The 13802-nt window shown below is 68.8% G+C and carries 17 protein-coding genes; 10 read left to right on the top strand and 7 right to left on the bottom strand.

What is annotated here, in order from left to right:
• Positions 1–179 precede the first annotated feature (179 nt).
• From GWG54_RS07815 to GWG54_RS07805, 3 genes are read left to right on the top strand one after another with little or no spacing between them, the layout of a single operon-like run.
• A complete protein-coding gene (locus tag GWG54_RS07815; protein ID WP_167937246.1) occupies positions 180–641 on the top strand; it encodes a MaoC family dehydratase in 462 nt (153 codons plus the stop codon).
• 2 nt (positions 642–643) lie between these two features.
• Complete coding sequence (locus GWG54_RS07810) at positions 644–1417, top strand: PH domain-containing protein (RefSeq protein WP_167937245.1); 774 nt, start codon at positions 644–646, stop codon at positions 1415–1417.
• Complete coding sequence (locus tag GWG54_RS07805; RefSeq protein WP_167937244.1) at positions 1414–2067, top strand: PH domain-containing protein; 654 nt, start codon at positions 1414–1416, stop codon at positions 2065–2067. Before GWG54_RS07810 ends, GWG54_RS07805 begins: the two co-directional genes overlap by 4 nt.
• Positions 2068–2106: 39 nt before the next feature.
• Here GWG54_RS07805 and GWG54_RS07800 read toward each other — a convergent pair whose 3' ends face one another.
• A complete protein-coding gene (locus GWG54_RS07800) occupies positions 2107–2457 on the bottom strand; it encodes a DUF5658 family protein (protein ID WP_167937243.1) in 351 nt (116 codons plus the stop codon).
• Positions 2458–2652: 195 nt separating this feature from the next.
• Entirely contained in the window at positions 2653–4431 is a 1779-nt protein-coding gene (locus GWG54_RS07795; protein ID WP_167937242.1) for an acyl-CoA carboxylase subunit beta, read from the bottom strand.
• Here GWG54_RS07795 and GWG54_RS21165 point away from each other — a divergent pair.
• The 3 genes from GWG54_RS21165 (at position 4430) to GWG54_RS07785 (ending at position 6146) form a co-directional block, all read left to right on the top strand.
• On the top strand, positions 4430–4558 hold the full coding sequence (locus tag GWG54_RS21165; RefSeq protein ID WP_280842093.1) for a hypothetical protein: 129 nt from the start codon (positions 4430–4432) through the stop codon (positions 4556–4558). The genes GWG54_RS07795 and GWG54_RS21165 overlap by 2 nt on opposite strands.
• A 150-nt stretch (positions 4559–4708) precedes the next feature.
• Positions 4709–5878 (top strand): hypothetical protein, encoded by a 1170-nt coding sequence (locus GWG54_RS07790; protein WP_167937241.1) that lies wholly within the window; start codon positions 4709–4711, stop codon positions 5876–5878.
• A 31-nt stretch (positions 5879–5909) separates the two neighbouring features.
• Positions 5910–6146 (top strand): hypothetical protein, encoded by a 237-nt coding sequence (locus GWG54_RS07785; RefSeq protein ID WP_167937240.1) that lies wholly within the window; start codon positions 5910–5912, stop codon positions 6144–6146.
• Between the two features lie 60 nt (positions 6147–6206).
• Here GWG54_RS07785 and GWG54_RS07780 read toward each other — a convergent pair whose 3' ends face one another.
• Together GWG54_RS07780 and GWG54_RS07775 are read right to left on the bottom strand one after the other, a co-directional pair.
• Complete coding sequence (locus tag GWG54_RS07780; protein ID WP_167937239.1) at positions 6207–7067, bottom strand: class 1 fructose-bisphosphatase; 861 nt, start codon at positions 7065–7067, stop codon at positions 6207–6209.
• Entirely contained in the window at positions 7064–7852 is a 789-nt protein-coding gene (locus tag GWG54_RS07775) for a class I fructose-bisphosphate aldolase (protein ID WP_167937238.1), read from the bottom strand. The genes GWG54_RS07780 and GWG54_RS07775 overlap by 4 nt, the downstream gene beginning before the upstream one ends.
• Positions 7853–8062: 210 nt before the next feature.
• Here GWG54_RS07775 and GWG54_RS07770 point away from each other — a divergent pair, with 210 nt between their 5' ends.
• Together GWG54_RS07770 and GWG54_RS07765 are read left to right on the top strand one after the other, a co-directional pair.
• Entirely contained in the window at positions 8063–8917 is an 855-nt protein-coding gene (locus GWG54_RS07770) for a 3-hydroxyacyl-CoA dehydrogenase family protein (RefSeq protein WP_167937237.1), read from the top strand.
• A 63-nt stretch (positions 8918–8980) separates the two neighbouring features.
• Positions 8981–9412, top strand: coding sequence for a hypothetical protein (locus GWG54_RS07765; protein ID WP_167937236.1), 432 nt, complete (start codon positions 8981–8983; stop codon positions 9410–9412).
• Here GWG54_RS07765 and GWG54_RS07760 read toward each other — a convergent pair.
• Positions 9409–10455: a phytoene/squalene synthase family protein gene (locus GWG54_RS07760; protein WP_167937235.1), complete on the bottom strand. Its 1047-nt coding sequence runs from the start codon at positions 10453–10455 to the stop codon at positions 9409–9411. The genes GWG54_RS07765 and GWG54_RS07760 overlap by 4 nt on opposite strands.
• Positions 10456–10618: 163 nt before the next feature.
• Between GWG54_RS07760 and GWG54_RS07755 the strand changes: the two genes are divergently transcribed.
• The gene (locus tag GWG54_RS07755) at positions 10619–11254 is read left to right on the top strand and encodes an SDR family oxidoreductase (RefSeq protein ID WP_167937234.1); all 636 of its coding nucleotides are present in this window, start codon (positions 10619–10621) and stop codon (positions 11252–11254) included.
• Between the two features lie 98 nt (positions 11255–11352).
• A complete protein-coding gene (locus tag GWG54_RS07750; RefSeq protein WP_167937233.1) occupies positions 11353–12546 on the top strand; it encodes an acyl-CoA dehydrogenase family protein in 1194 nt (397 codons plus the stop codon).
• Positions 12547–12565: 19 nt separating this feature from the next.
• Here GWG54_RS07750 and GWG54_RS07745 read toward each other — a convergent pair whose 3' ends face one another.
• Both GWG54_RS07745 and GWG54_RS07740 read right to left on the bottom strand, forming a co-directional pair.
• A complete protein-coding gene (locus GWG54_RS07745; protein WP_167937232.1) occupies positions 12566–12850 on the bottom strand; it encodes a PadR family transcriptional regulator in 285 nt (94 codons plus the stop codon).
• A 31-nt stretch (positions 12851–12881) separates the two neighbouring features.
• Complete coding sequence (locus GWG54_RS07740; protein ID WP_312854262.1) at positions 12882–13787, bottom strand: DUF3267 domain-containing protein; 906 nt, start codon at positions 13785–13787, stop codon at positions 12882–12884.
• Positions 13788–13802 lie beyond the last annotated feature (15 nt).

The raw sequence follows: 13802 nt of genomic DNA, 5'->3' as shown, positions 1-13802 counted from the left end.
CCCGAAACGGCGCGAGACGGCGGGACGTCGAGAGACCTCGAGAGCAGGAGACGCGTCAAGGCCGCGACGCGGCGGGTCAGGTTCCGGAGACGCCTCGAGGCTGCGACGCGGCGCCTCGGGATCCGGAGACGCCCCGAAATCTCGACGCGTTTTTGTGCGCTCTCGTGGAGGTCGAACGCGTGACGGGACTGTACTACGAGGAGTTCGAGGTCGGCGAGACGATCGAACACGAGCGCCGACGGACGATCTCCGAGAGCGACAACCAGCGCTTCTGCGATATGACGATGAACCAACAGCCCCTGCACCTCGACGCCGAGTTCGCGGCCGACACGCAGTTCGGCGATCGGCTGGTCAACGGCCTCTACACGATGTCGCTGGCGGTCGGGATCTCGATCCCGGAGACGACCGACGGGACGATCGTCGCGAACCTCTCCTACGCCGACGTCGAACACCCCCAACCGGTGTTCCACGGCGACACGATCCGGGTGCAGTCGACGGTGACCGACAAGCGCGAGACCAGCGACGGCGATCGCGGGGTCGTCACGATGCGCGTCGAGGCGTTCAACCAGGACGACGACCTCGTCTGCGAGTTCGACCGCACCGTCCTCTCGCTGAAACGCGAGCGCGCGGAGGCGGAGTGACGATGGCTGCCTCCGGTGACGCCGCCTTCGAGCGCGACCTCGAGTGGCTCTCGCTGGAGGACGACGAGTCGATCGTCTGGGTCGGCGGGCCCGACCGCCGCACGCTGGTGCCGACGCTGGCGATCGGGATCCCGCTCTCGCTCGTGTTGATCGGGATCCCGATCATCGTCGGCGAGTACCTCCGCGTTCGCAACACGGTCTACGTGATCACCGACGCCGCCGTCTACCGGAAGACCGGGGTGCTCTCGCGGGACGTCAAGCGAATCGACCACGAGAAGGTACAGGACATCTCTTACAGCCAGTCGGCGCTGGGCTCCGCGTTCGGCTACGGCACCGTCGAACTCACGACCGCGGGCGGCGCCGGCGTCGAGATGGCGTTCCGATCGGTCGCCGACCCCCGGACGGTCCAGCAGCGCATCAGCGAACGGGTCGCGAGCCACCGCGAGCCGGAGCCGGGCGAGGGCGACGTCCTCGAGGAGATCCTCGCCGAGCTGCGGGCGATCCGTGCGATCCTCGAGGACTCGAGCGGGCGCGGCGACGCTCCGACGGTCGCGGGCGAACGGCCGACCGATCCGAATTCGAATCCCGCGCGCGAATCGGACCTCGAATCGGAACGGCGGTCCCCCGTTCGCAGGGAACGGCCGCCCGACGATTCCGCGACACCGACTGCGGAGAGCGAGTCCGAGACGAACCCGCTCGAGGACAACCCACGCGAGAACCCGCTCGAGGAGAGGTCCGACGACCGCTCGTCCGACGGCGACCGTTCGCGGCGATGACGACCGACCGCGTTCGATCGGACGCCGAACCCGCTGCCGACCGCGATCCCGACGCGGAGGCCGATCCCGACGCGCCGACGACCCGAGAGCGGGTCGATCCCTGGCTGGCGCTCGAGGACGGGGAGCGGGTCCGGTGGTGCGGTCGCCCGCGGATCCAGACCGTGTACCCGCGGCTGGCGGTCGCCACCTTCGGTATGGCCGCGGTCGCCGCCGGAATCGCCCTCGAGGTGATCCCGCTCGTGGCGCTGCTTTCCCTACCGGTGTTCGCGGCGCTGCCGCTGTGGCGCTACGTCGGGATCGCCAGAACGGCCTACGCGATCACGGACCGTCGGGTGGCGGTCAGGCGGGGCGTCCTCGGCGTCTCGGTGCGCGCGGTCGGCCTCGAGCGCGTCCAGAACACGACCGTTACACAGGGGGCGATCGACAGGGCGATCGGCGCCGGAACGGTCGCGATCGAAACCGCCAGCGGATCGACGATCGCGTTCCGTTCGATCGACGATCCCCTCGCGGTTCGGACCGAACTCGAGCGCGCCGCGGCCGGCGTCGCGTCCCGGAAGGATCCAGAACCGAGAGCGCGGTGGGCGGCGATCCGGGACGCGGTTCGAGGCTGGCGAACGGCCCTCGAAGAGACGGACGAACGGCGTCAATAACGGAAGACGCGACCCCGTCGCGATCCGCGAGATCGGAGCTCAGACGATCCGCGAGATCGTATAGAGGTTGATCCCGACCGCAACCGCCCAGGGGAGCGCGAGCCCTGCGGGGACGATGGCGCGGTACGCGCTCGGGAGGAGGGGACGGCAGGCGAGGCCGACGCCGACGGCGGCCCCCTTCAGTCCGAGCATTCCGATCAATCCGTGGCTGTAGATCACGCTCCTGGCGAGCGGGTTCGACTCGGCCAGTCCGATCCGGAGTCCGACGAACGTCGTGACGACGTCGCCGACCAGCGAGAGGACGACGAGCACCCACAGCGCCCGCTCGAGCGCTCGCGGCGTCGTCCCCTCGGGCAGCCACCCGTCGGCCCGCCTCCTGTCGAAACCCATGAGGCTCCTGACCGGAGTCGAACCGGTCCCGAACCCGCAGGAGCGTGCGTTTCGCTCTCGATCGCGAGCGGTTTTGTTATGGGAGCGATAGCGATCGGATAGGCGGCTGCTAAACGGTTGCCGATCCCGAACGCCGAGTCCCCTCGAGCGACTGTCGGCGAGGGACGCCACGCCGTCGGCGACCGCAGCGGCCGACTACAGGACGGTTCCGTGCTTCTTGTCGGGGAGGTCCTTCTCGAGGCCCTCGTAGAACGCGAAGCGGGCCGACAGCTCCTCGCGGAGCGTGCTCGGCGGGACGATCTCGTCGATGACGACCTCACTGGCCATCCGGTGGACGTCGATGTCCTCGCGGTAGGCCTCGCGCAGCTCTCGCTCGCGGCGTTCGCGCTCCTCGGGATCGTCGATCTCCGAGAGCTTGCGCGCGTAGACGGCGTTGATCGCGGCCTCGGGGCCCATGATGGCGATCTCTCCAGACGGGAGGCCGATGACGCTCTCGGGGTCGTAGGCGGGCCCGCCCATCGCGTAGATCCCGGCGCCGTAGGCCTTGCGGACGACCACCGTTTGCTTGGGCACCGTCGCCGACGAGGTCGCGTAGATCATCTTCTTGCCCTGCTCGAGAATGCCCTCCTTCTCGACCTGCGAGCCGGCCATGAATCCGGGCGTGTCACAGAGGTACAGTAGGGGGATGTCGAAGGCGTCGGACTTCCAGATGAACTCCGCGGCCTTCTCGGCCGCGTCGGGGAAGATCGCGCCGGCGCGGTGGGCCGGCTGGTTCGCGACGATCCCGACGGGACGGCCGTCGATCCGGGCGTAGGCCGTGACGATCTCCTCCCCGTAGTCGGGGCGTAAATCGAAGTAGGAGCCCTCGTCGACGACACGATCGATGACGTCGGTCATATCGTACCCCTTGTTCGGCTCCTGGGGAACGATCGCGTCGATCCCCTCCGGCGACGCGGCGGGCGGCTTCGGCTCCCGTTTCGGCGGTTTCTCGTCGGCGCTGTCGGGGAGGTACGTGATCAGCTGCGCGACGAGTTCGCGGGCGTGTTCCTCGTCGCGGGCGACCAGATCTGCCGAGCCTGACTCGCGGGCGTGGACGGCAGGCCCGCCGAGTTCCTCGAGGTCGATGTCCTCGCCGGTGACCATCCGCACCATCCGCGGGGAGGCGATCGCCATCGCGGACATCCCCTCGACCATGATCGTGAAGTCGGCGAAGACGGGCGTGTAGGCGGCCCCGGCGATACAGGGGCCGTAGAGCACGCAGATCTGGGGCACCCGCCCCGAGAGCATCGAGTGATTGTAGTAGTACTTCCCGATCCCCTCGCGGTTGGCGAAAAAGCCGGTTTGCTGGTCGATCCGTCCGCCCGAGGAGTCCATCAGGTAGAGGACGGGCCGACCGGTCTTCAGCGCGCGCTGTTGCATCCGGAGGAACTTCTCGACGCCCTTGGCGGCCATGCTGCCCCGTTTGACGGTGTAGTCGTTGGCCATGAAGTGGACGTCCCGTCCCTCGAACTCCGCGGCGCCCGTGATGAGCCCGTCCGCGGGCAGTCGGTCGTCGGTCTCCTCGTCGGCGTCGGCCCCGCGGGGGTGCCAGTCGTCGAACGCTGCGAACTTCCCGTCCTCGAACAGTAGGTCGCCGTCCTCGCCGCCGAACCACAGGTCGAGTCGGTCGCGGACGAACAGCTTCTCGCCGTCCTCGAGTTGCTCGCGGTACTTTCGCGGCCCGCCCTCGAGGATGTCCTCGATCTCTTCCCACAGCAGCGCCTCGCGGTCGGTCGGGCTCAGTGACTCGGCGTGGCGGCCGTCGGTCGACCGATCCGCGGTCGGCTCGGACTCCGACGGTTCCGCGTGGGTCGCTGCCGGTTCGTCCCCGTCGCCGACGTACACCTCGACGTCGTTCCCGACGTGCTCGGCCAGCGCGGCCGCGATCGCGGCCGCCTCGTCGTCGTCGGCCGCCGCGGTGATACGAACTTTCATGACAAAAATTGCGACGGGGGGTCCCAAAACCGTTTTCCCTCGCGGGCGCCGGGATCCGAGCGAGGAGGGCGTCGAACGCGAGTCGGTCGCGGGGGTCGCCGTCGTCCCGAAGCCCGACCGCCAGTGAGGCCGAAACCGGCGTCGCACCTGCAGGCAAAACCGGTATGCTCTAATTCGTCCAACCCCGTAGTGAGTGCCGACCCACGGGTGTACGTGAAGATTAGCTATAACCGCCCGAGGGGTACGACGGAGAGTCAGCGCTCGAGAGATCCGTAGCATGTCCGATGCGACCCGACGTTCCGCGGCGCGGCTCGCTTCGATCCGCGACCGGGTGGAGAGCGGAATGGACCGACGCGAGTTCGTTCGAACCCTCGTCACCGGCGGGTACGCGATCGGGATGGCTCGGTTCCTCGGGGTCGAGGACTTCCTCGCGGCCGACGACGGCGAAGTCCCGGTCGTCACCGCGCTCGTCCGACGCGATCCCGCCGATCCGTGGTCCCTCGAGGAGCGCACGGCGTACGTCCCCGCCGACTGGTACGCGGCCGTCGAGAAGGCGATCGAACTCAACGACCGCCTCTCCCGGGCGGCCTTCACCGGCTACCTCGGCAGCGCGGTCGTCCCCGAACCCTACGACGAGGGCAGCGCGGCGGTCTCGGTCGGCGTCTCCGGCGACCTCGACTCGGTCCGGGAGACGATCGGCGAGATCGCAGACGACGTGTCGCTGGATCTCCGCACCGTCCTCGACGTCGACTCGCTCGAGGACGATTCCGACCACTACCGGCCGCGGATGGTCGAGTCGGTCACCGACAGCCGCGTTCCCGCCGGCGTCGCCTGCGAGACGGCCTCGAGCCTCGCGACGCTCGGCCCGGCCGTGTTCGACCCCGAGGACCGACGGCAGTACTTCGTGACCGCGGACCACGCCTTCGACGACGAGCGGGGCGACGCCGCCGCGTCGCTGTCGTTGCCCGTCTCGACCGAGGCGCCCGTCGAACTCGGGTCGGTCAGACGCGCCCACCCGGTCGAGGACATCGCCCTCATCGAACCGGGCGGCAGCCTCTCCCCGTCGACGTGGATCGACGCGCCCGAACCGGTTCGGATTCGCGGCCAGCTCACGCGCTGGGGGCTCGCCGACCTCGTCGCCCGGGGCGAGGACCTCGAGAAGGTCGGCGCGCTGACGGGCCACACGACGGGTCGCGTGCAGGGGTTCGACGCGGTGACCTGTTTCACCGAGGAGTTCTGTCGGCGCGGCCAGATCCGCTGGGGCGGCGAGATGGACCTGACCGACGGCGACAGCGGCTCGGTCAGCTACTACGCCGATCCCGAGGGCGGAGAACGGGACGTTCTCATCGCCGGATTCAACAACGCGCGCACCTGGTGGCCCGGCCAGAACTACGTCTGGGGAGTCGCCGCCTACCAGGTCACCGAGCGCCACGGTTATCACTTCTGAGATGGATTCCGATACCACGCACGAACCAGCGATGTCAGACGACCGCTCCCGACCGCGCCGTGCCCTCGCCAGCCTCGCCGCGGCCGTCGGCGTCGGCACCCGCATCGCCCTCGACGCGCTCGTCGTCGGCATCTGGGTCCTGTTTCTGACGCTGCTGTTTCTCTCGACGAACTGGCCGCGGTGGCTGTTCTACGCGCTCCTGCTCGGCGGGGTCGGACTTTACGTGCAGTTCACCGCCCGGTGGGACGGGTCGACGGCCGAGTCCTGACCCCGCCGACGTGGACGCGTCGCTTCCGCCCCAATGGGCGACGAAAAACGGAGGCGTCCGCTACTCGAGGGCGTCCTCGAGGCGGTCGATCAGCTCGTCGTTGCCGACGTGGACGGGCACCCGGTCGTGGAGGTCGTCGGGTTCGATCTCGAGGATCGATCCGCTCCCGTCCGAGGAGCTGCCGCCGGCCGCTTCGACGAGGTACGCGATCGGGTTCCCCTCGAACTGCAGGCGGAGCTTGCCGCGGGGGGCGTCCTCGAGGGCGGGGTAGGCGAAGATCCCGCCGTAGGTGAGCACCTGGTTGACGTCGCCGATCATCGCGCCGCCGTAGCGGAGCTTGAGCGAGTCGTCGGACTCGACCTCCCGGGCGAAGGCTTCGAACGCCTCGGACCAGTCGGGGACCCGGCCGCCGAAGCCGTAGACGAGCGGATCGTCGGGGAGGGTGATACCGTCGTCGACGAGGCTGCGCTCGTCGCCCGCGAGCTCGTACTTCCGGACGGTTCCGTCCCGGGCACAAGCCATCGTCGTGATCGGTCCGTAGAGGATCCAGCCCGAGGCGACGAGGGCGGTTCCCGGCGCGGGCAGGGGCTCGTCGTAGATGCCGAACACCGTCCCCATCGTGTTGTTCGACTTGAGGTTCGAGGAGCCGTCGAGGGGGTCGACGCCGACCGAGAGCCCGTCCTCGTCGCCGCAGTCAATCGTCTCCTGACGTTCCTCGCTTCCGTACTGGCAAACGCCGTCGATCGACGAGATGCGGTCGGCGAGCAGTTCATCGGCGTAGACGTCGGCCTCGGCCTGGGTCTCTCCGCTGGGATTTTCCGCGTCGGCGTCCTCTCGGCGGCCGACGAGGCCCCGCCTGATCTCGGTCGCCGACTGCGCGATCACCTCGATCACCTCGTCGACGGGGTCGCCGTCCGTCATTCCTCGAGGGCGGCGTCGGCGGTCTCCTCCTCGTAGATGACCTTCTCGAGGGCGTCGAGGAGCCGGGTGGGGTCCTCGCGCTGCCAGACGTTGCGGCCGACGGCCAGCCCCTTCGCGCCGGCGTTGATCGCGGCCTCGACCGTCGAGAGGAACTCGTAGTCCGAGGTCTTCGAGCCGCCGCTCATGACGACCTTCATGTTGCCGGCCGCCCTGCAGGCGTGTTCCATCGCCTCGGGGTCGCCGGGGTACTTGACCTTCGCGATGTCGGCGCCGAGCTCGAGGCCCAGACGGGTCGCATACGAGATGACGTCGGGCTTGGTGTCGTTCTTGAGCCCCTGGCCGCGCGGGTACGACCACATGACGACGGGCAGGTCGTGCTCGCGGGCGGCCTCCTGAACGTCGCGGAACTCCTCGGCCATCTCGACCTCGTGGTTCGAGCCGCCGTAGAGGGTGAAGCCGACGGCGTCGGCGCCGATCTCGGCCGCGTAGTCGACCGAGCAGTTCACCGCGGAGTCGTACTCGCCCATCCAGAGGTTCGAGGTGCCGTTTACCTTCAACAGGAGGTTGACGTCGTCCTCGTAGCTGGGGTAGTAGCCCTCGGCGATCCCCTTCTGGACGGCCATGCAGGTAACGGCGTCGTGGGTCGCCGTCTCGAACACCGTCGACGGATCGAGCTTCTCCGGGACGTCCTCGAAGTCGACCGGGCCGTGCTCGAGGCCGTGGTCCATCGCGAGGATCAGTGACTTGCCGTCGCGAACGATCGGAGCGTCGTCGATCGGAATCATCTGTTAGTCGGTCCACCGCGTCGCTATATATCTCTGGTGGTCTGCGTGATATAAATTACCTACAACCGTAGTAAGACCTGCCCTGATCCGTCCAGCGACCGCATTTTCGGGATCCCGGACCTCTCGGATCCGAGAGCCGTTCGGCGAGCGGGCACCGAACCTACACGGTCGATCGGCACGTTTACGGCGCCGATCGGCGAAGGCGGGCGTATGGTACGCGACCAGATCGATCGGATCGGCGTCGTCGGCGCGGGAACGATGGGCAGCGGGATCGCCCAGGTCGCCGCGACGACCGGTTACGACGTCGTGCTCCGGGACATCGAGCGGGAGTTCGTCGAGAGCGGCTTCGAGACGATCGCGGACAGCCTCGACCGCCTCGAGGGCCGCGACGCCCTCGAGGAGGATCCCGAGCGAATCCGCGAGCGGATCGAGGGCACGACCGATGTCGACGACCTCGCGGACTGCGACCTCGTCGTCGAGGCGGCCCTCGAGGAGATGGACGTCAAACGGGGGATCTTCGCGGATCTCGAGGACGTCTGCGACGAGGACGTCCTGCTGGCGACGAACACGAGCACGCTCTCGATCACGACGATCGCCTCGGAGCTCGACCGTCCGGAGCGTGTGATCGGCCTGCACTTCATGAATCCGGTGCCGATTATGGAGGGCGTCGAGGTCGTCGTCGGCGAGAAGACGACCGCCGATGCGACCGAGCTGGCTCACGACCTCGCCGCGGAACTGGGGAAGACGACCTGGGAGTCCGACGACAAGCCCGGTTTCGTCACGAACCGCATCCTGATGCCCTGGATCAACGAGGGGATCCGGACCTACGACGAGGGCGTCGCGACGAAGGAGGACATCGACGCGGGGATGGAGCTGGGAACGAACGTCCCGATGGGTCCGCTCACCCTGGCCGATCACATCGGCCTCGACATCTGTCTGCACGCCTCCGAGACCCTCCACGAGGAGCTGGGCGATCGGTACAAACCGGCCTACCTGCTCAAGCGCAAGGTCGAGGCCGGCGACCTCGGAAAGAAGACGGGCGAGGGGTTCTACGAGTACGACTAGCCGAGCCGTCGCGAGCCGAACGCGGACGGCAGCTTTTTCGCGATCCGCGAGAACGTACGGCCGATGTCCGGCTACAGCCGTCGACGGCTCCTCGGAGCGGGCGCGTCCGGCGGCGGGACGCTCCTCGCGGGCGGGTACGCCTGGAACCGGTACCGCAGGCGTGATCACCTCCGATTTCGCCCGCTCGAGGCCGTCAACGAGTCGACTGCGGTCGTCACCCTCGAGTTCGTCGTCGACGGCAACGGGATCGAGGCCGAGCGGACGGTCCGACTGGAGCCGGCCGGCGGGGACGCGAGGTCGCGGCTCCCGGGACGGTGGACGGAGACGCCGACGACCTGGACCGTCCGCGCCGAGTACGGGGAGGAGGTGCTCGAGATCGGGGCCAGCGCGATCACCGAGCGCCTCGCGGACGCGAACTGGGGGGCGGACTGCGCGCACGTTACGATCGCCGTGACGGCGATCGGCGAACTCGACGCGCGGATCCGTTCCTGCTAGTGGTGAAGCGGCTTCTCAGACATCTCCCGGCGGAGCTCCCTGAGCTGGGCTCGGGAGACGCCCTCCTCGAACCGCTGGATGACGGCGAACACCTCTGCCCGGGAGATCTTCACGTCGCCCTCGCGGACGACGTCCTCGGGTCGGTTTCGGAGCTCGCGCATCGTCCCGACCGCGAGCAGGTAGGGGATCGCCCACGCCGAGAGCCGGTTGCCGTGGCGTTCCGGAACGACCTCGAGGTAGCGGTGGGCGTCGTCGAGGTACTGCTCGGCGCGACCGGTCACCCGCTGGATGACGTTGGTGACGCCGCGCTGGTTGTCCGCTGCGGTCACGGCCTCGGCGTCGACGTCCTCCTCGGCCAGCCACTCCTCGGGGAGGTAGACGTTGTTCTCCTCGTGGTAGTCGTCCTCGACGTCCTTGGCGATGTTGACCAGCTGTAAGAGCAGCGCGAACGAGCGGGCGTTCTTGCGCATCTCGTCGGCCCGGTCGGGCGAGGCGCTGCGGGCGACCAGGCCCGTGATCAGCGTGCCGACGGTGCCGGCGGCGTACCAGCAGTACTCCTCGAGCTCCTCCAAGGTCTGGAGGCGCAGGCCGCCCTCCTCGGCGTATCGGTCCGTGAACATGGCCATCCCGTCGACGAGTTCGCGGACGGGGTCGCGCATGATCTCGCGGGGCTCCTCCTCGAGGGCCTCGAAGGCTCGCAGGACGCGGGGCGTCTCGGCGACGACCTCCCAGTCGGCGTCGCGGTCCTCGGGGATCCAGGGCTCGACGTCGGCCATGAACGCCTCGACCTCGAGGGGGTCGGCCGGATCGAGCAGGCGATCGTACGCGTTCAGCAGTTCGGTCTGGGTCTCGGGCGGAACGTGACCCGCGTCCTCGATCGTGTCAGCGACTCGACACAGGAGATAACCGAGGCAGATGTGTCTCGCCATCGGCTCGTCGAGGCGATCGATCGTGATCGAGAAGGTCCGCGAGACCCCGTGCACCGCCTCGTAGCACCACTCGAGGTCGGTACCGAGGTTTGTTTCAGGCTGGCCCGTTGTCATCTACTCGATATCCTTTCGTTTTCATCCCGGAAAAGCGCCGCGGTCGCGGCGCGTTGTTCCGTTTGGGACGTCCCGACGAACCGACCGTTCCGGTTCCCAGGACCCGTCGACCCCGGCGTCGAACGGGCCAACGGTTTCCCGTCTCGATCGCCAAGTCGGGACGATGACCGTACTGATCGCGGGATCTCACGGACAGGTCGGCCAGCACGTCACGGAACGCCTCGCCGAGAGCGACCGCGAGGTTCGGGCGATGGTTCGGGACGACTCCCAGGTCGAGGAGATGGAGCGAACGGGCGCCACGGCGGTAGTCGCGGACCTGACCGAGTCGGTCGACCATGCCGTCGAGGGCTGTGACGCCGTCGTCTTCGCGGCCGGTTCGGGCGGCGAGGACGTCTCCGGCGTCGACCGGGACGGCGCGATCCGACTGATCGACGCCGCGGCCGAAGCGGGCGCCGACCGGTTCGTGATGCTCAGCTCGATGGGCGCCGACGACCCCGAGGCCGGCCCCGAACCGCTCCGGGACTACCTGATCGCGAAGGCCGAGGCCGACGAGTACCTCCGAGAGAGTCCCCTCGAGCACACGATCGTTCGCCCGGGGGAGCTGACGAACGAGCCCGGTACCGGCGAGATCCGGGTCGGTTCCTATCTCGAGTTGGGCTCGGGCGATATCCCGCGCGAGGACGTCGCCGCGGTGCTGGTCGCCGCGCTCGAGCGTGACGCCCTGATCGGGGAGACGTTCGAGCTCCTGTCCGGCGAGGTGCCGATCGAGCGCGCCCTCGAGCGGGTCGGCTCGAGCTGACGAGGTGACGCGACCGCGCGACCGAGCCGTGCGGCGAGACCGACTGCCCCGGTCGGGCAAGAGACAATCATAAATAATCAACCTCGCAATAGCTGCGTATGGACTTTGCACTCTCGGCCGAGCAGCGCCAGATTCGGGACATGGTCTCGGAGTTCGTCGACGAGGAGGTCGTCCCCGTCGCGAGCGAGATCGATCACGACGACGAGTTCCCCGCCGACCTCGTCGACGAGATGGCCGAGCTGGGCCTGATGGGGATGCCGTTCCCCGAGGAGTACGGCGGCGCCGGACTGGATTATCACTCCTACGCGATCGGCCTCGAGGAGATCTCGCGGGGCTCGGGCGGGCTCGGAACGGTCGTCGCCGCCCACACCTCGCTGGCGGGCAACATGCTCTACGAGTTCGGCGACGACGCCCAGAAGGAGGAGTACCTGACGCCGCTGGCCGAAGGCAGCGACGTCGGCGCGTTCGCGCTCTCGGAGGCCGGCGCGGGCAGCGACGTCCCCGCGATGGAGACGACTGCAGAGAAGAGCGAGGCGCAAAGCGCCTCGGAACGAAGCGGCGTAGCCGCGGAGAAAGAGGGCGACGAGTACGTCCTCGAGGGCGGCAAGCTCTGGATCTCGAACGGCTCGGTCGCCGACACCGTCACCGTCTTCGCCAAGACCGACCCCGACGCGGGCAACAAGGGGATCTCCTCGTTCGTCGTCCGCCCCGAGGAGGACGACGGGTTCATCGTGGAGGGGACGGAGGAGAAACTCGGCGACAAGGGCTGTCCGACCGCCGAACTGCGCTTCGACGACCTCCGGCTCCCCGAGGACCGCCTGCTCGGCGAGGAGGGCGAGGGATTCGTTCAGGCGCTGAAGACCCTCAATGGGGGGCGGATCACCATCGCGGCCCGCGGGGTCGGCATCGCCCGCGCGGCCCTCGACGAGGCCCGCGACTACGCCAACGAGCGCGAGCAGTTCGACCAGCCCATCGGCGAGTTCCAGTCGATCAAACACAAGCTCGCGGACATGGACACGAAGGTCCAGGCCGCGAAGCTGCTGATGCACAAGGCCGCCGACCGGAAGATCCGCGGCGAGGACTACATCAAGGCCGCGGCGCAGGCCAAACTGTACGCCTCGGAGGTCAGCCGCGAGGTCGCGAACGAGGGCATCCAGATCCACGGCGGCTACGGCTACACCAAGGACTTCCCGGCCGAGCGGTTCTACCGCGACGCCAAGTTGAACGAGATCTACGAGGGCACGAGCGAGGTGCTGCGCAACACGATCGGCGACCAGGTCCTCGGAGAGTAGCCCCCCGAGGGCGGGACGCCTACGACGATTCTTCGAGGCAGTCTCGCACCCACTCGCCGTGTTCGCGGACCCGCTTCTCGCCCGCGTCGGTCAGCGCGTAGACGTCGTGGAGCCCCTCCGTTCGCTTCTCGACGAAGCCGGCCTCGACCAGCGCCGACAGCGAGCCGTAGAACGATTTGGGCTCGAGGCGGTCGTCGTAGTGGGACTCGAGGCGGGACTTGAGTTGCTGGCCGCGCAGTTCGTCCTCGGCGGCGAGCAGAAAACAGAGATCCCGACGGCGGCCACTCCGGAGCCACTTGCTCATACCGACCCGTCGGCGCGCGGTCGCTCGAGCGTTACGGTTTCGCGAGCGCGTCCCGAACCGCGCCCAGCAGCGCCCAGGCGAGCCCGCCCCCGGTCGCCAGCGCCGCGAGGGGCGGGACGCCGACCTCGAGGACGACTGCGGTGGCGTGTAGCTCGTGGCGGAACACGGTCCACCCGTCGAGGGCGACGACGACGGTTCCCGTGCCGACCGCCAGGGAGCGAACGACCAGCCCGCCCAGAAGCGCCGCGAGCGCGACGGTCGTCCCCGTGGCGCCCGCGAGGATCCTCGAGAGGGCGGCGGCGCCGGGTCGGCGCTCGAGCCCGTCGGGGGCGTAGATGCCGAAGCCGCGGGCGGTCGGCCGCGGGTGATCGCCGACCCGGACGCCGGGCGGATACCGAACGAGCGCGAGCGCCATCCAGAGGTCGCCGACCGAGCCCGCGGCGTTGACCGAAAGCGGGACGATCCAGACCGGCGACGGGTGGATCGCCATGGCGACCACCCCCGCGGCGGTCACGACCGCCAGGGGGGCGAGCAGCACGACGAGCAGCTGGTTTCGCTCGTAGCTCGCCGGGCCGCCTCGAGCGTAGGCGTAGGGGACGAACGCGGAGACGCCGACCCCGTACGACGGGGAATCGCCGTAGCGAGCCATGAACGCCCCGTGGAGGAGTTCGTGGACGCCGACCGCGACCAGACCCAGTCCGATCGCGCCCAGCAGGAGGCCGCGGTTCGACAGCGTCCGAGCCGTGAGGACGATCGGCTCGAGGGGGGCCCCGCGAACCGCCGCGAGCACGAGGGCGAACGCGTAGGTCGAGGCGAACGCGGCGACGACCGAGACGAGAACCAGGCCGACGGCGACCGTGCGGGTGAGTCGAACCGTTTCGATCGGCTCCTCGGGGACGGACTCCCGGTCGATCCCGTTCGGCGTCGCGACTGACACGCCCGCCACTCTCGC

The sequence above is a fragment of the Natronococcus sp. JC468 genome (assembly GCF_012163165.1).
Classification (GTDB): Archaea; Halobacteriota; Halobacteria; order Halobacteriales; family Natrialbaceae; genus Natronococcus; species Natronococcus jeotgali.
This window is presented reverse-complemented; position numbering and strand designations above follow the sequence as displayed.